The sequence below is a fragment of the Pseudorhizobium endolithicum genome, from assembly GCF_902153245.2.
In the GTDB taxonomy this organism is placed as follows: domain Bacteria; phylum Pseudomonadota; class Alphaproteobacteria; order Rhizobiales; family Rhizobiaceae; genus Neorhizobium; species Neorhizobium endolithicum.
The window spans coordinates 105,971-121,401 of sequence record NZ_CABFWF030000013.1 but is presented as its reverse complement, the minus strand read 5'-3'; the positions used below and the strand labels follow the sequence as shown (position 1 = coordinate 121,401).

At 56.1% G+C, this 15,431-nt stretch carries 13 protein-coding genes and 2 pseudogenes; 11 read left to right on the top strand and 4 right to left on the bottom strand.

All coding sequences use genetic code 11. The features are described 5' to 3' along the window. Nucleotides 1–7 precede the first annotated feature (7 nt). From RTCK_RS13715 to RTCK_RS13705, 3 genes and pseudogenes are all read left to right on the top strand, one after another. On the top strand, nucleotides 8–796 hold the full coding sequence (locus RTCK_RS13715) for a TatD family hydrolase (protein WP_142593420.1): 789 nt from the start codon (nucleotides 8–10) through the stop codon (nucleotides 794–796). Continuing rightward, the gene (locus RTCK_RS13710) at nucleotides 796–1,617 is read left to right on the top strand and encodes an MBL fold metallo-hydrolase (protein ID WP_142593210.1); all 822 of its coding nucleotides are present in this window, start codon (nucleotides 796–798) and stop codon (nucleotides 1,615–1,617) included. Before RTCK_RS13715 ends, RTCK_RS13710 begins: the two co-directional genes overlap by 1 nt. 234 nt (nucleotides 1,618–1,851) lie before the next feature. Then, nucleotides 1,852–3,272, top strand: a pseudogene (locus RTCK_RS13705) (ISNCY family transposase). Between the two features lie 6 nt (nucleotides 3,273–3,278). Here the strand turns inward: RTCK_RS13705 and RTCK_RS13700 are convergent. Further along, nucleotides 3,279–4,016, bottom strand: coding sequence for a hypothetical protein (locus tag RTCK_RS13700; RefSeq protein WP_142593209.1), 738 nt, complete (start codon nucleotides 4,014–4,016; stop codon nucleotides 3,279–3,281). A 302-nt stretch (nucleotides 4,017–4,318) separates the two neighbouring features. On the opposite strand from RTCK_RS13700, the gene RTCK_RS13695 reads away from it, so the two are divergent. The 5 genes from RTCK_RS13695 to RTCK_RS13675 all read left to right on the top strand — a co-directional run bounded on the left by RTCK_RS13695 (nucleotide 4,319) and on the right by RTCK_RS13675 (nucleotide 10,173). Next, nucleotides 4,319–5,073 (top strand): IS5 family transposase gene (locus tag RTCK_RS13695; RefSeq protein ID WP_408004544.1). Its coding sequence is split into 2 segments (ribosomal slippage): nucleotides 4,319–4,651 and nucleotides 4,654–5,073, totalling 753 coding nucleotides; the frame shifts between segments, so codons are not numbered across the junction. A gap of 137 nt (nucleotides 5,074–5,210) precedes the next feature. Then, nucleotides 5,211–5,963 (top strand): GGDEF domain-containing protein, encoded by a 753-nt coding sequence (locus RTCK_RS13690; protein ID WP_142593208.1) that lies wholly within the window; start codon nucleotides 5,211–5,213, stop codon nucleotides 5,961–5,963. A 569-nt stretch (nucleotides 5,964–6,532) separates the two neighbouring features. Then, the gene (locus RTCK_RS13685) at nucleotides 6,533–8,035 is read left to right on the top strand and encodes an oligosaccharide flippase family protein (RefSeq protein ID WP_185928016.1); all 1,503 of its coding nucleotides are present in this window, start codon (nucleotides 6,533–6,535) and stop codon (nucleotides 8,033–8,035) included. Nucleotides 8,036–8,058: 23 nt separating this feature from the next. Further along, nucleotides 8,059–9,036, top strand: a complete 978-nt coding sequence (locus tag RTCK_RS13680) for a glycosyltransferase family 2 protein (RefSeq protein WP_142593206.1) — start codon at nucleotides 8,059–8,061, stop codon at nucleotides 9,034–9,036. A gap of 711 nt (nucleotides 9,037–9,747) precedes the next feature. Further along, a complete protein-coding gene (locus RTCK_RS13675; protein WP_142593205.1) occupies nucleotides 9,748–10,173 on the top strand; it encodes a MucR family transcriptional regulator in 426 nt (141 codons plus the stop codon). Nucleotides 10,174–10,235: 62 nt separating this feature from the next. Here RTCK_RS13675 and RTCK_RS13670 read toward each other — a convergent pair. After that, nucleotides 10,236–10,408 (bottom strand): annotated as a pseudogene (locus tag RTCK_RS13670) (IS481 family transposase); the annotation flags it as partial. Between the two features lie 132 nt (nucleotides 10,409–10,540). Between RTCK_RS13670 and RTCK_RS13665 the strand changes: the two are divergent. Continuing rightward, nucleotides 10,541–11,770, top strand: coding sequence for a glycosyltransferase (locus RTCK_RS13665; protein WP_142593204.1), 1,230 nt, complete (start codon nucleotides 10,541–10,543; stop codon nucleotides 11,768–11,770). Between the two features lie 49 nt (nucleotides 11,771–11,819). Here the strand turns inward: RTCK_RS13665 and RTCK_RS13660 are convergent, their stop codons facing one another. Continuing rightward, nucleotides 11,820–12,656 carry a glycosyltransferase family 2 protein gene (locus RTCK_RS13660; protein ID WP_142593419.1) on the bottom strand — a complete coding sequence of 279 codons (837 nt, stop codon included), beginning with the start codon at nucleotides 12,654–12,656 and terminating at the stop codon, nucleotides 11,820–11,822. Between the two features lie 81 nt (nucleotides 12,657–12,737). After that, entirely contained in the window at nucleotides 12,738–12,998 is a 261-nt protein-coding gene (locus RTCK_RS13655) for a DUF982 domain-containing protein (protein WP_142593203.1), read from the bottom strand. A gap of 361 nt (nucleotides 12,999–13,359) precedes the next feature. Between RTCK_RS13655 and gmd the strand changes: the two genes are divergently transcribed. Beyond that, nucleotides 13,360–14,430 (top strand): GDP-mannose 4,6-dehydratase, encoded by a 1,071-nt coding sequence (gmd, locus tag RTCK_RS13650; RefSeq protein WP_142593202.1) that lies wholly within the window; start codon nucleotides 13,360–13,362, stop codon nucleotides 14,428–14,430. Further along, entirely contained in the window at nucleotides 14,414–15,409 is a 996-nt protein-coding gene (locus RTCK_RS13645; protein WP_142593201.1) for a GDP-L-fucose synthase family protein, read from the top strand. Before gmd ends, RTCK_RS13645 begins: the two co-directional genes overlap by 17 nt. Nucleotides 15,410–15,431: the final 22 nt, after the last annotated feature.

The following is a 15,431-nucleotide window of genomic DNA, read 5'->3' as shown; positions in this document are numbered from 1 at the left end:
CAACGCCATGCTGATCGACACCCATTGCCATCTGGACTTCTCCGACTTCGACGCGGAGCGGGACGACCTCGTCTCTCGCGCCCATCAAGCCGGGGTTGCGCAGATGGTGACGATCTCGACACGGGTGCGCAAGCTCGAGAGCCTGCTGACCCTCACTGAGCGGTACCCTTCCGTTTTCTGCTCCGTCGGCACGCATCCCAACAACGCCGGCGAAGAGCTGGACGTCACGGCCGACGATCTCGTGCGACTGGCGGAAAGCCACGACAAGATCGTCGCGATCGGCGAGGCGGGGCTCGATTACTTCTACGACACTCAGAAGCCTGAAGATCAGCAGACCGGTTTCCGCCGTCATATCGAAGCTGCCCGCCGGACGCAGCTCCCGCTGGTGATCCACAGCCGCAGCGCCGATGCGGATATGATCTCTATCCTGACGGAAGAAAGCGGGAAGGGGGCTTTCCCCTTCATTCTCCACTGCTTCTCCTCCGGCGCCGAACTTGCCCGCACCGGCGTCGAACTGGGCGGCTATATCTCCTTCTCCGGCATCCTGACATTCCCGAAGTCCGAGGAACTGCGGGAAATTGCCAGGTCCATTCCGCACGATCGGCTGCTGGTGGAGACCGACGCGCCGTATCTGGCACCGAAACGCTGGCGGGGAAAACGGAACGAGCCGGCCTATGTGGTGAATACTGCCGAAATTCTGGCCGACACGCTGGGCTTGACGTTCGCGGAGATTGCGCAGCTCACCACCGAAAATGCATTCCGCATCTTCTCCAAGATGCCGCGGGTGCAAGGGTGATGGGCTATCGCCGCCGCTTCACCGTCCTCGGCTGCGCATCCTCACCAGGGGTTCCACGCATCAACGGAGACTGGGGCGCCTGCAACCCGGACAACCCCCGCAACCGCCGCACGCGCGCCGCCTTTCTCGTGGAACAGATCGGGCCTGACGGCGCCCGGACGACGATCGTCGTCGACACCGGCCCGGATTTCCGGGAGCAGATGATCTCTGCGCAGGTGAAGCGCCTCGATGCGGTTCTCTACACCCATGGCCATGCCGATCATCTCCATGGCATCGACGATCTGAGGGGTTATTACCACGTTCAGCGCAGCAGAATTCCGATCTATGCCGATGCCTTCACCATGGATCGCATCAGACAAGGATTCGGATATTGCCTCGAGACCCCGCCGGGCGGCAACTATCCGCCGATCGTCGAACCGCGCATCATCGGATCGTTGGAAAAGCCTACGATCATCCATGGCGACGGCGGCCCGGTCGAGGTGCTGGCCCATAGACAGGTACACGGCGATATCCATTCGCTCGGCTTCCGCTTCGGCGATGTCGCGTATTGCAGCGATGTGAGCGATTTTCCCCCGGAAAGCCAGGACAGGCTCAAGGGGCTGGACCTGCTCGTGATTGACGCGCTTCAGCATCACCATCATCCCAGCCATCTTTCGCTTGAACAGGCGCTTGAATGGATCCGGATACTCCAGCCGAAGAAGGCCGTGCTGACGCACATGCACACGCCGCTGGACTATGATGCCGTGATGGCGTCGACGCCGGATCACGTGGTGCCGGCCTATGACGGCCTGAGCTTCGACTTTGACGTGACGTTGCCTTAGCGGTTGAGACGCCAAGATAACCGGCGCCGCCAAAGAACTTGTATAAAATAACTATCGTTCAGTTCCATAATCTATCTTATGCGATTTTGATTTGTAGCGGCTATTTAGTAATGCGACAGTTGGGCCAGTTAGAGATGCGACAGTCTCGCCTCTCGACGCACTGGTCAAAGCCAACGTTGGGAGCAAGGATGACGATCTTCAGCCTGGTCGAGACCATGAGCGGTTGGAGTCGTCATGTCCTTTATGATCACCATGTCGCAGAAAGAGTTGCATCGCCTCGAACTCATCCAGAGATCCGTGACGAACGCCTGAGCGTCGTCCAGGCGGCCGAACGGCTCGACCTCAGTCGAAGTCAGGTCCATCGGCTGCTGCAAGCCTATGATCGGGATGGTCCGGCCGGGCTTGTTTCGAAGAAGCGATCTCAACCGAGCAATCGGCGTCATAGCGAGGAGTTTCGCAATGCGGCGCTGGATCTGATCCGCGAGCGCTATCTGGATTTCGGTCCGACGCTGGCGCGTGAGAAGCTGATCGAGCTGCACCATATCTCTGTCGCCAAGGAGACGCTGCGACAATGGATGACCGAGGCTGGTATCTGGGTCTCACGCAGAGAACGCAAGAAACGGGTTTTCCAGCCACGCGGCCGGCGTGATTGCTTTGGCGAACTGGTGCAGATCGATGGCTCGCATCACTGGTGGTTCGAGAACCGTGGGCCCAAATGCGCCCTGCTCGTCTATATCGACGACGCCACCGGCAAGCTGCTGCATCTACGGTTTGCCGGATCGGAGAACACATTCAACTATCTGCACGCGACCAAGGCCTATCTGCAGCAATGGGGCAAACCGCTGGCTTTCTATAGTGACAAGCATGGTGTATTTCGCTCCACGCATGCGTCGGAGAAGGACCGGACGAGCGGCCTGACACAGTTTGGTCAGGCGCTCTATGAGCTGAACATCGACATCATCTGCGCCAACACTCCGCAGGCCAAGGGCCGTGTGGAACGTGCCAACCAGACATTGCAGGATCGGTTGGTCAAGGAGATGCGGCTTCGGGGTATCGATACAATCGAAGCAGCCAATGCCTATGCACCTGAGTTCATTGCGGATTTCAACGCGCGTTTCGGCAAGCCGCCGCGCAATCCGAAGGACATGCACCGGCCGTTGGCCAACCATGAGAACCTCGATGGCGCCATGTGCCGCAAGGAAGTTCGCACGCTGTCGCAGGCTTTGACGCTGCGCTATGACAAGGTGCTGTTCATCCTTGATCCGACAGATCTTTCCAGATCCCTGGCGGGTAAGAAGGTCGTCGTTTGCGACTATCCGGACGGGCGTCTCGAGATCATGCACGAGAGCTTTGCCCTGCCCTACAGAACCTTTGACACGTTACGCTCCGTGCATCGCGCCGAGGTCGTCGATAACAAGCGGTTGGACGACATGCTGTCTGTTGTCGCCGAGCTGCAGGCTGGGCGGGAGCAGCAGCGCAGCAAGGGCGGACCACGGCGAACTGGGCAGACGGACCATATGTTCGGCATTCGCGATGGCAGCACGGGGAACGGCTACCAGAAGCGTGGACGCAAGCCGAGAACGGATTACATGAACGATCCGGCGGTGATCGCACGGCGGGAGAAAGCGTTATTGAGGCAGTCGGCTGCGGAATAAAGGGCGTCAATGCACGCCGATATCGCTTTGCGTATCTGACTCCAATTGGAGGCAGGCGGACCAAAGTGGCGTCTTGTGGAAGACTCCGTCTTGAAGAAGCGTGAGCCCTTCTCGTGCCTCATAAAGCAGGCCCAGCCAGCACAGGCGCCGCAGGACGCCATATTGGAGATCGGATTTGAGCTCCCAGGCTTCCAGGGTCATTTCGGTGTCTGACAGGGGCGCGAAGTCTGGATTGAGGATTTTTACAACATCCAATGGCGTGCAACCTTCTCTGGCCTTGATATTAAGAAGGTTGAGGAACATGCGCCACCAGCGTAGGCGCGCTTGCACCTCAGCTTCCCGCTCGGTGGCATGGACATACGAGTAGAGATAGTCTGTGGCGACGAGATCGAAGAAGGCTTGCGGGTTCAGCAGAAACTCGCGACCTCGTTTGGTTGGCAGCAGAACATTCTTTTTCCGGCGAAGCAGCTTCAGATGGCGGGTCATGTCGCGCACGACCCAGAGCGGCGGCATGTCGCTTTCATTCAGCACTTTGTTCATGCTGTAGAGATCTTCGGCCGTGAAGTCGGGCCAGAGGAAGTTTACAGCCGCCCAATGCACGAACTTGCGGTTCATGGCGCCGGTCGCGGTCAATCCTATGCCACCCTCACCGTCAGCATAGGCAACGGACAGAAGCATGCCGCGAAGAAGAGGTGACAGCGCGGCGACATCGACGTCACCCTGCAGCTTGATTTCCGGAAGCATCGTGCAGCTTTGATCCCTACCCGCTCAATTCAGATAGAAGCGAGTATCAGCCGGCGACTGAACAATTGCTATTGAGAAAGCTAAAGCCGAAGAGGTGTTCTTTCACCCGCCCCCGCTCCTTCCTTGCAACCCGGCACAGCCGGTCGGATCGGGGGCTGATCGTCAGAGCCAGACGAGATGCCGAGTGTCGCATTTCTAACTGGCTGGCTGGCACGCGCCTCTAGGGTCGAAACCCATTGATCATGTTGATTTGCTGCGGCAAATCGGATTCAAGGTTCCCAATCAATGGATTGGAGGCTTGAATGGGGCGCTTGTTCTGGCTGTCGGACGAGCAATGGGCGGTCATTGAGCCCCTGTTGCCGAGGAACAAGGGCGGGGCTCGCCGGGTCGATGATCGTCGAGTGATCTCCGGCATCATCCACGTTCTCAAGGTCGGCTGCCGGTGGTGCGATTGCCCGGGCGACTATGGCCCTTCGACCACGGTCTACAACCGCTTCAACCGTTGGTCTCGCAAACGGTTCTGGACTGAATTGGTCGAGGCGCTCGCGACGTCTGGCGCAGTCACCAAAAGCACCTCCATCGACAGCACCTACGTCAAGGCGCACCGCTCGGCCCATGGCGGCAAAGGGGGGCGAAAAATCAGGCTATCGGACCTTCGCGCGGCGGGCAAACCACCAAAATCCACGTCCTCACCGACGTGATCGGTCGCCCTTTTGCATTCATGCTGACCGGTGGCAATGCAGCAGACAGCCCGGTCGCGCCACACTTGCTGGCTGGTCTGAAGGGTGCGCGATATCTCCTTGCGGACAAGGGATATGACGCCAACAGTCTGCGAAAGCGACTGCGCCAGTCCGCAATCGTCCCCGTGATACCTGGCCGTTCAAATCGCACAAGGCCGATCCGATACGACCGCGAACGCTATAAGAGCCGCCACCTCATCGAGAACGCCTTCTGCCGACTGAAAGACTTCCGACGCGTCGCAACGCGTTACGACAAGCTTGCCAGAAACTTCCTCTCCGCAGTCGCCTTGGCCACCCTCGTCGCGTTCTGGCTATGATTGAGTCTGAACCCTAGCATGTTGATGTCCCTACGCTTCCCGCCGCTTCTTGCAGGATGCGGGACGTGATGTTCGGAGTAAAAGTAAATTCATAACCTGCGACTAGCGTAGTTTTCGACATTAGCAGGTTCTTTTTAATGAATGACGTTATGACGACTTTCGGGCGCCTGCCGCTGATCCTGCAGACATGCTGGGTTGTGGCCGCCGCCGTCCTTGGAGCAGACCTGCTAACGCTGATCTTTTACGGTATCTTCTTCACCGACCGGCTGATTTTGGATCTGGTATTGACCACGATCATCACACTGCTGGTAGGATTCCCGATCGCCTACTTCTTCCTGGGGCAGCAGCTAAAGCTTGCCATGATGACGATCAGACTGGAGCAGAGCGCTCGCACCGACCATTTGACCGGCCTTGGTAACCGTTCTGCGTTTTTTGAGGGTGCGTCGTGCTTTCTCGACCAACCGGATGGGCGCGGGGCGCTGTTGTTCATTGATGCCGATCATTTCAAGTCTGTTAACGACGCCTTCGGGCATGCCGCCGGTGACGCTGTCCTGAAGAATATCGCCAAGACCATTACGGAGGTGGTCGGGGAACGGGACGTGTCCGCGCGTATCGGTGGGGAGGAGTTCGCCATCTTCTTAGCAGGAGCAAGCTGGCGAGCAGCCGCAGAAGTGGCGGAACGGATCAGGCTCAAGGTTCAGGATACGGTCGGGCCGGCGAGCGGACTGGTAGACAAGGTCATCACGGTGAGTATCGGCATCAGCATCAGCGCCGGTCAAGATACTTTAGAGCACCTAATGTCGCGGGCGGATCAGAATCTTTATCGGGCCAAGGAACTTGGGCGCAACCGCGTCTTCGTCGATCAGTTGGCCGGACGATCTGCGGCTTAAAGCTCCTTACGCAGCGACCAGATTGGACTGAAGAACAGTTTTCTCACCTTCCGTTAACCGACGCTCCATCTCAGCCGTCTCTGGGATTGGAGTGAGGGTGCAGGATCCCCGTCGCTAGCTTTCAGCAGTCGAGTGCGATTGGAGGCAGTGATCAACGTTCCGCTCAGCTGGAAGCTAGAAAGACGATCACAACGAAGAGCCCGTACCGCGGCGCTTACTGCGGACGATGACCGGGCATCGTCCTCTGCCACAGATTGAAGAGCTCAGTGACAACGGCAGTGAATGGTTGCCGGCGCGCCGCGACACGTATGCTTCGCGTGCAGCGAGATGTTCCGTCCAGACCTCATCAAAACGGCCAGGGGCTGTGACGAGATACTCGCTGAACAGTCGACCATGAAGGCGCTCGTGGGTGAAGTGGCACCGAGCAGTTGGCTGAAACCGGTCAGAGGTATTCCAAGGCTGAAGCACAAGGTGATTCCGCCCAAACGCACAGAGCTGGACTGGCCCTGGAGATCTACGCCCTAAGTTCACGTTCTCTTGGCGATCGTATGCCGTATCTTAGAGGCTGCATGTTCGCTGGAGCGCTGGGAATCATGAGAGGTGTCCGCAACGCATTTCTTTTTGCGACGCTGGGAGAGTATCTCGCTCTCATCATAAGTTTCATAACCGTTGCCGTCGTTTCCCACTTGATGACACCTGCCGAAATCGGGCTTTCGGTTGTCGGAATGGGCGTGGTCACCTTGATCTTCTCGTTGCGCGAGTTTGCAACGTGCGACTTCCTCATCCAATTGGATACGGTCAAGCGTCAGGACGTCTGCACTGCTATGACATTAATGATCATCGGCACGATAATGCTGGCCGCGCTGCTTTTCTTCGCTTTGCCTTGGCTTTCCGTCTTCTTCGAAAGTGAAATCTTGAAGACGTTTTTCTTGTTGATGATCGGCGCGACTGTGATCGAGAGCTTGTCGCGTCCAGGGATGAGCCTCTTCCGGCGAGACATGATGTTCGGCAAGATTACGATGATAAAAACCGCCGCGACACTCGCAACTGCGTTGATCACCATCTACTTGGCTGTTCTCGGCTGGGGGGTGGTCAGCTTTTCTCTGGGTGCGATCGCAGGGGCCTGCATCACCGCAAGCCTAACACTTGCTATCCGACAAGACTGGTGGAGCTTCAAGCCGTCGCTCCAATCTCTTACCAAAGTTGCAGAGTTCGGACGCTACAAAGGCGCCACCAACGTGGTTGACCAGTTCTATAATGCGCTGCCGAATTTGATCCTGGGAGGTATTATGTCGACGGCTGAAGTCGGCAAATATAGCCGGGCGGTTACAATATCCAATCTTGCGGACCGCGTCGTCCTTTCCGGGGTGTTCACCGTGGCCTTTCCGGCTCTTGCGGCCGCAGTGCGAGAGAAAGTTGATATACGTAAGTCCTTCTTGGGTGCGATCAGTTCGATCACTGTCGTCTATTGGCCCGCGCTGTTGATGGTGGCGTTCCTGGCGGCGCCCCTCGTTGATCTATTGCTTGGACCCGGGTGGGAAGAGGTTACGCCGGTTGCGCGGATCCTGGCATTGTCAGCATTGTTCTGGTTTCCCAATGTCCTGACGTACCCGCTGCTGATCGGGTTAGGTGCCAACAGACCTGCCTTCATGTTCAACATCATCTGCCGTTCGCTTGCCGCAGCCATATCGTGTGCTGCAGCCTTTCTGGGCCTCATGGCGATCGCCTACAGTCAGTTCATCAGCCTGCCACTGCAAATGCTGATTGCATTGATCTATGTGCGCCGCTACGTCTATTTTAGCTGGATGGACCTTTTCCAAGTCCTTTGGCCGAGCGCACTCGTTTCTGCCTGCACGGTCGTCGGCCCGTTATTGATGTCTGCGTATCTGCAGTATGAACTGCAATTCTCCCTTGTTGAAGCAATCTACGCATGCGCGTTTGCTCTTGTGGGGTGGTATGTGGGGCTAGTTTTGTCCGGTCACGCCTTCCTCAATGAAATCTCGGCGCTCTTGGAGGATAGCGGCAAATGGGTCCGTGGAAGAGCAATTTGGCTTGGTAGAAGTGCCAACTGAAGCAGGATGAGGGTGAAACCGAGATGGCGCGCATCGACGTAGCGGTACCGAACTACAACTACGGCCGGTTTCTGCAGTCCTGTGTCAACAGTATTTACCGGCAGGGCATCGATGGCATCCGGATCCTCATAATTGACAACGCTTCCACGGATGACAGCGCCGCTATCGCACGTCGCCTTGCGGAACGCGACCCAAACGTAGAGCTGTGCCTTCGGACAACGAATCTCGGTCAGCATGCATCATTCAACGCAGCCGTTGATTGGGCTCAATCGGAGTATTTTGTCATCTTGTGCTCCGATGACTATTTAGCGGATGGAGCGCTCCAAAGGGCGATCAACGCACTTGACCGCCACCGGGACGCGAGCCTTGCATTTGGTGGAACGCTCTTCGTTGAAGAGGGTTCCCCGAGGCCGGCTGCGCTCAAACCGCAAGGGGCTGGATGCCTGCGCTATTGGAGCGGCACAGATTTTCTTCGGGCCACATGCAGGAGCGGACGCAATCTCGTCGGTGGACCGTTGGCTGTGGTACGAACGGCTGCCCAAAAAGCCGCGGGCCATTACTGCCAGGACCTGCAGCATACGGACGATATGGAAATGTGGATGCGCCTCGCAGCGATTGGGGCGGTAGTCGAGCTCGATGATGTGCTGGCCATTGTGCGGCTGCACGGGGAGAATCGATCAGCTATCCTCGCCGACGTCCTGCACTGGAACCGAGCAGCCGAAGCGGCGTTCGAGAGTTTTTTCGCGGGATTCGGTGCAAGCTTGCCTGACGCCAAGTCCTTATTTGATGATGCAAAGCGATGTTTGAGTGACCGAGCATATTGGGCTGCGATCTCGCACTTGATACAGCGGCAGCCCGGCGCCCCTGAACTTGCAAAGCAGGCTGTCGCGCTGCGACCGGCCTGCATCGTCCTTCCACCGTTGGGTTACGCTTGGCGCAAGACCCGGATGTCACACCGCCTCAAGCAGATGTGGTCGAGCAAGAAAATGGTTGCTTCGTGAGCCTTCTTGCTAATCCTCACGGCAATCGGGTGAGTGGCGGAGTGCCTAGTCTCGCCAAAGTCTCCACCGGATGGACGTGAAGGTGAACTGCACCCCTTTTCGATCGGTGAACTGCCCCCCTTTCGACCGGACAGTCGGCATAAGCAGAAAGGCTCAAGCACAGGCTTGCTGGGGGCATTGGCCGGGAGCAGTGTGTGCGAGTTCGCTGAGCGCTCTGCTTGCAACGCGTCTGAAGTAGTTCTTCATGTGGTGCTGCCCAGTTCGTAAAGGCAGGGTTTATCAACTACACTTGCTTCTGAATAACGCAACCTTCCAAAAGCAGTAGCTTGGGTCACAGGTCTCGTGGCTACCACGCGACGTTGCGCAACGGAATGGCGACGTTGTCGACCGCCAGTAGGCTTGTAAGTCCGAGAGTCTTCAGCAGCTCAATGCAAATCATCATATCAGTGAACCCGAAACCAGGTTCTTCACTGCGGATCTTCGACAATGGTTGACGAATGGGACGCGCCGAATGTTGGACCTCAGAAGCCGAAAGTACAGGCGAGTCGCAAACGAAGCCGTGCTAGAACTTAGCAAATGCCGTCTTCCTTGGAAGAGGATGCACAAGCCACGTTAGGCGGACAGGATAATTGATGTCATCGTCGGGCTCCTCGCAAACCAAGGTCTGGGATTTTCTTCATCTGCCACGATAGAACTATGGGAGGCAAACCCATGGATGAGTCAAGCCGAGCCGACCATGCAGATCAGATGGCTGAACTTACTGCCACTGTCGTGGTAGCTTACGTGAGTAAAAATGCCGTCAGTTTGCAAGAATTGCCGGCTCTCATCGTACAGGTCCGCGACGCCCTCGCCAGATCATCGGAGGTGGTCGAAGCTGAACTCCCAGAGAGCTCTCAAAAACCGGCTGTTGCGATAAGGAAGTCAGTGGAACCCGGCTGCATCACCTGTCTAGAGGATGGGCTCCGCTTTAAGTCACTGCGGCGCCATCTGATGAAACGTCACAACATGACGCCTGAGCAGTATCGTACCAAATGGCAGCTTCCGGCGTCCTATCCCATGGTCGCACCTAGCTATGCGGAGACACGATCCAATCTAGCAAAACAGTTTGGCCTGGGGCGAATGGCTAAAGATCTATAGCAACCAGTACGAATCGAGGGAAATTTTAAATCAATGTGGCTAATCTGTTTGCGATAGTCGGCGTCCTTCGGCCCGGTCGGAACCTAGGCGACGATGATTGCTTCTTCCACTTCGCGACGGTGTTCTGGTTGATGCCGTAACGCCTGGCGAGGCCCCTCAGGCTCTCTTGACTATGCGGTATCTCTCGACGAACCGCCTCTGTCGTCGTGGCGTCGCCGTGTAAAACCTGTCCCACCGTGCATCCGCCATTTCTGGGAAATAATGCACCCTCAAATCCGGGATGAAACATCTAACTAGCGCTTTTGGCTAAGTTGTAAGACCGTCTCCCCTTTGCACAATAGCATGTGAGCGGAACCGGTGAAACGTCATGAAGATCGTCCATGTCATCGCATCCATCGACCCGAAATTTGGAGGCCCCCAAGCCGTTGTACAGAGGATTGCTGCCGCACAGGCTGCGCTTGGGCATGACGTTCACATCGTTAGCTATTGCAACACCGACGTGGCCAAGCAAGTGCTTACCCTTGGAGGGAACATACCAGCATTCGATGGTATCAACTGGCACATAATACCTGAGGCTCGAATGCTCGAGAGACTTCTTTGCCTTCGCGGCCTGAAGAGGCTCCATATGGTGCTCGAAAACGCGTCCTTCCTTCATCTTCATGGAGTGTGGGACCCTTTCCTACTATGGGCAGCCTCCATGGGAAGGCAGCGAAAAGTCCCCTACTGCATCTGCACATCAGGAATGCTCGACGTCTGGAGCATGGAGCAGAAGAGGTTGAAGAAGCGCTTGGCTTTTCTGCTCGGTTACCGCCGGATGTTGGACTCGGCTGCCTTCCTACACGCGCTTAATGCTGACGAGGTGGAATTGATGAAGCCGCTCAAGTTGGCCGCGCCTGCTGCGATCATTCCCAACGGTATTTTCCCGCAAGAATTCGGGGAAATGCCTCCGAAGGGAAGCTTTCAACAAAAGATCGGACTAGCGTCGCATAGGCGATACATCCTGTTTTTGTCTCGTCTGCATTTCAAAAAGGGGCTGGATATCTTGGCCGGTGCTTTTGCCGTTCTTGCTCCCGTTCTACTGGATGTGGATCTCGTCGTAGCAGGGCCGCCTGATGGGGCGGAGGACGAATTTGCTCAGCTTATCAGAGAGGCCGGACTAGAACAGCGCGTTCACATGGTTGGGCCATTATACGGCCAGGATAAACTCGCAGCTTTGAACGATGCACATTGTTTTTGCCTGCCAAGCAGACAGGAGGGCTTCAGCATAGCGATCACTGAAGCCCTTGCCTGCGCCATTCCGGTGGTGATCACGGAAAGCTGTCATTTTCCAGAGGTGAGCGCCCAGAAAGCCGGGCTTGTTGTGCCAGCCCAACCAAGGGAGGTCGCTTTCGCACTGAAGACAGTGCTGGAAGATACCGCAATGGCGAGGGCGATGGGTCAGAACGGTCGCCAGCTTGTCATGGAGAACTATGTCTGGCCTGCAATAGCAAACGCAACTTTGCGCAACTATTCAAAATATACCGACCGTGGCCACGATCATAAACCCCAAGCGCCGTCCTCGACCACATCCGAGACGGCGGCCGGGTCGGCGGTTTGATCAGGAAGCGGGGCTTTCCGCATCAAATAGAACCTTTGGCACTTCGGCTCTACACGGGCAATCCCTGCGCTCGCCGCTCCATCTCCATCGTCTTGATCACGATCATATATTCGTAGGCGGCAATCAACCTGCAGTAGTGATATCCCTCGAGCCCATCCAGGAAGCCGCCACGCAAAACATACATGTAAATAAACCGTGCAGTCGGCCGGAATGGTATTCGCATTGACAAGGACTTCAGACCACGCCGACGCACTTCGGACCTTGTCGACAATATCTTGTGCCATGGGATCACGGCGCCGCAATGGCTCTCAAATGTCTCTTTGGCTTCAGAACAGGAATAACGGTTGTGCTTCTCATACCAGGCGCGCAATCCGTTATTGAAACTGAAGTGCAAATAATGCTCGTTAAGACGTCCTTCCGGGCCGTCACCAACCGGGATCGCATGTTCATCCCGATCAAAGCGAATGATGCGATCTGGCCTGTAAAAACGGGTCATCCAAGTGGGATAAAGGCTGCTATGCTTGATCCAGCGACCCATGAACATGTTCTTGTAACGGATACGGAAAAAGGATTCTGGTCGCGTCGGATCAGCCGCAATCGCGCGCATCTCGGCAACTAACTCGTCTGTCGCAATCTCGTCGGCATCGGGCATGAACACCCAGTCATACTTGTAGGTAATCTCCTTGAGGGCGAACATCCTTTGGTTTTTTTCGCTGTCATAGGCACGTTGATAAACACGCGCTCCAGCCTTCTTCGCGATATCGACAGTCCGATCGGTGCTAAAGGAGTCGACAACAACGATGTCATCGCACCAGCGCAAGGCGGCTAGGCAGGCGGGCAGATTGCGCTCCTCGTTCAATGTCAAAATGCAAACCGAGATCACCATTTCCTCCCAAAGAATATTCAAAGCGATCCCACCTGCCGTGAGCGGGACACAAGGGGCGAGCTTCGCGTGGCGGACCGTCGGCTAGGCGAGAACCTCCGCCTCCATCGCTGCCGTAATAAACAACTCACGCGCTTCTTCGCTAGATGCGCCTCGCTCTGTTGCCGCCTGACACTTTTGTCGAGCAAGCTCGAGATGAACATACTCGCCGCTCGGCCAGCGGTAGGAGAGGTAGTGATAAGCTTCGGCAGGACCACGCACGGGCTCTCTCATCCCGTATCCTATGCGTATAACCACCGGATGCCGCCAAACAGCCTCTCGCCCGACCTTAGTATTGATGGTCATTTTTTGATCCTTCCCAACAGGATACCGAGGCTATTGTCTCACGAGGCAAACTCATTCGCGATCCGCCTTTGCTTCATCCGATAGTGGTAGCGGGAGCTTTGCCACTGCACATATTGAGTGCGAGTCTTTATCCAGACGGCATCCGCAAAGAGCAGGTTTTGTTGCCGGCCGATTCACCTCATGCTTCCGTTCCCCCGGTGATGGGTAGTTTGGTGGAAGCTTATGCCCAAGCTGGCTTAAGCAGGCAGATGAAGGCTCTGCGCGCCGGTTCGTACCCTCCCTTTGGATAAGCTGCCGAAGGAGGTCCAACCTGCCTATTATCATGCTGGACACGTGACGAGGTTAAACGGGGATGGTACAGGTGGCAGACAAGACCGCACTGATAATTGGCGTGACGGGGCAAGATGGCGCCTATCTTAGCGAACTGCTTCTCGCCAAAGGTTATGTCGTCCATGGGTTAAAACGCAGGTCGTCATCATTTAACACTGCACGTATAGATCACCTCTACCAAGATCCCCATGCTGCAGATGTCCGCTTTCATTTGCACTTTGGCGATCTGACGGATGCGACCAATCTTTGCCGTGTAATCCAGGATGTGCAACCCAACGAGATCTATAATCTCGGAGCGCAAAGCCATGTGCAGGTGAGTTTTGAGACGCCGGAATACACGGCAAATTCCGACGCGCTTGGCACGCTTCGCGTCCTGGAAGCGATGCGCATCTTAAAACTGGGAACAAGCTGCCGCTTCTATCAAGCTTCTACATCTGAGTTGTTTGGGGGTATGGGAAATGCGCCTCAACACGAATCCACACCCTTTTACCCTCGCAGTCCCTATGCAGCTGCGAAGCTCTATGCCTACTGGATGACGGTAAATTATCGGGAGGCTTATGGTTTCCATGCCTCCAACGGCATTCTCTTCAATCACGAAAGCCCGCTGCGCGGCGAAACCTTTGTGACTCGAAAGATCACCCGCGGGGTTGCCGCCATTGAACGTGGCCTAAGGGAAAAACTCTACCTCGGAAACCTTGATGCCAAGCGAGATTGGGGACATGCTCGCGACTATGTGGAGGGGATGTGGCGTATTATGCAGCAGGAAAAGCCGGACGATTATGTTCTTGCAACGGGGGAAGCTCACACCGTTCGGGAGTTCGTTGAACTGGCCTTCGACGCCGTGGGAAAAACGATTGAATGGGACGGGGAGGGTGTCCACGAGGTCGGCTTCGATCGTAAAAGTGGGAAGGCCCTCATCGAAGTCGATCCTCGGTATTTCCGGCCAACGGAAGTAGACTTTCTCATGGGCGATCCGAAGAAGGCACGCGAGAAACTCGGCTGGCAGCACGTCACACCCTTTAGTGATCTCGTCGCCGAGATGGTTGAATCCGATCTACGCGCCATCATGCGCGAGGAAGGACGCAATGATCTCTTCAATTAAGACCGATCTCGTGGATGCTCTTAAGGGAAAACGTGTATGGGTTGCGGGGCATCAGGGCATGGTCGGCTCTGCCTTGGTGCGGCGCCTCGAGTGCGAGAACTGCACGATCCTGACTGTCTCTAGAAGTGAACTTGACCTGACGCAGCAGGCAGACACCAAGCAGTGGATCGAAGATATGCGCCCCGAGGTGGTCTTTGTTGCTGCCGCAAAGGTCGGAGGCATAAAGGCCAATGCGACCTATCCAGTTGATTTCCTGTACACGAATACAATGATCTCGATGAACATCATGAAGGCGGCAGTGGATGCGGGGACGCAGAAGTTTCTATTGCTGGGCTCAAGCTGTATCTATCCCAAGCTTGCGGCCCAACCAATAGAAGAGAATGCCCTCCTGACGGGGCCTTTGGAGCCGACAAATGAAGCCTACGCGCTTGCCAAGATCTCGGCTTTGAAGCTTGCGCAGGCCTATGCGCGTCAACATGGCATTCAGTCGATTTCGGTGATGCCTACGAATCTCTACGGTCCGAATGATAACTTCGACCCGGAGAACTCGCATGTAATCCCCGCCATGTTGCGGCGATTGCATGAGGCGAAGATGGCGGGCAAAGAACAGGTCACCCTCTGGGGAAGCGGAAGACCATTGCGGGAATTTCTTCACGTGGATGATCTTGCTGATGCATGCGTCTTCCTGATGAAGTCCCACGACCATATCGATCTTATCAACATAGGATCCGGGCAGGAGCTATCTATCCGGGACCTGGCGCACCTGATCTCTGATGTTGTTGGATTCCGTGGCCGGATCCTTTTTGACCCCGAAAAGCCTGACGGAGCGCCGCGCAAACTTCTTAACAGCTCGCGCCTGCGTGAGCTCGGCTGGGCTCCAACTGTGAGTCTGAGGAGGGGACTGGAAGACCTCTATGATCGATGGCAGCGCGATCCTCAGTGTGCGCATGAAACGGGGTGGCGGCAACTTATGATCTAGTCAGATCGCTAACATTCTCATG

Bases quoted from the DNA above. Each gene is read 5' to 3' on its own strand.
- RTCK_RS13715 (WP_142593420.1), top strand. From the start codon at position 8: ATGCTGATCGACACCCATTGCCATCTGGACTTCTCCGACTTCGACGCG.
- RTCK_RS13710 (WP_142593210.1), top strand. From the start codon at position 796: ATGGGCTATCGCCGCCGCTTCACCGTCCTCGGCTGCGCATCCTCACCA.
- RTCK_RS13700 (WP_142593209.1), bottom strand. From the start codon at position 4,016: ATGCTTCCGGAAATCAAGCTGCAGGGTGACGTCGATGTCGCCGCGCTG.
- RTCK_RS13690 (WP_142593208.1), top strand. From the start codon at position 5,211: ATGAATGACGTTATGACGACTTTCGGGCGCCTGCCGCTGATCCTGCAG.
- RTCK_RS13685 (WP_185928016.1), top strand. From the start codon at position 6,533: ATGTTCGCTGGAGCGCTGGGAATCATGAGAGGTGTCCGCAACGCATTT.
- RTCK_RS13680 (WP_142593206.1), top strand. From the start codon at position 8,059: ATGGCGCGCATCGACGTAGCGGTACCGAACTACAACTACGGCCGGTTT.
- RTCK_RS13675 (WP_142593205.1), top strand. From the start codon at position 9,748: ATGGATGAGTCAAGCCGAGCCGACCATGCAGATCAGATGGCTGAACTT.
- RTCK_RS13665 (WP_142593204.1), top strand. From the start codon at position 10,541: ATGAAGATCGTCCATGTCATCGCATCCATCGACCCGAAATTTGGAGGC.
- RTCK_RS13660 (WP_142593419.1), bottom strand. From the start codon at position 12,656: ATGGTGATCTCGGTTTGCATTTTGACATTGAACGAGGAGCGCAATCTG.
- RTCK_RS13655 (WP_142593203.1), bottom strand. From the start codon at position 12,998: ATGACCATCAATACTAAGGTCGGGCGAGAGGCTGTTTGGCGGCATCCG.
- RTCK_RS13645 (WP_142593201.1), top strand. From the start codon at position 14,414: ATGATCTCTTCAATTAAGACCGATCTCGTGGATGCTCTTAAGGGAAAA.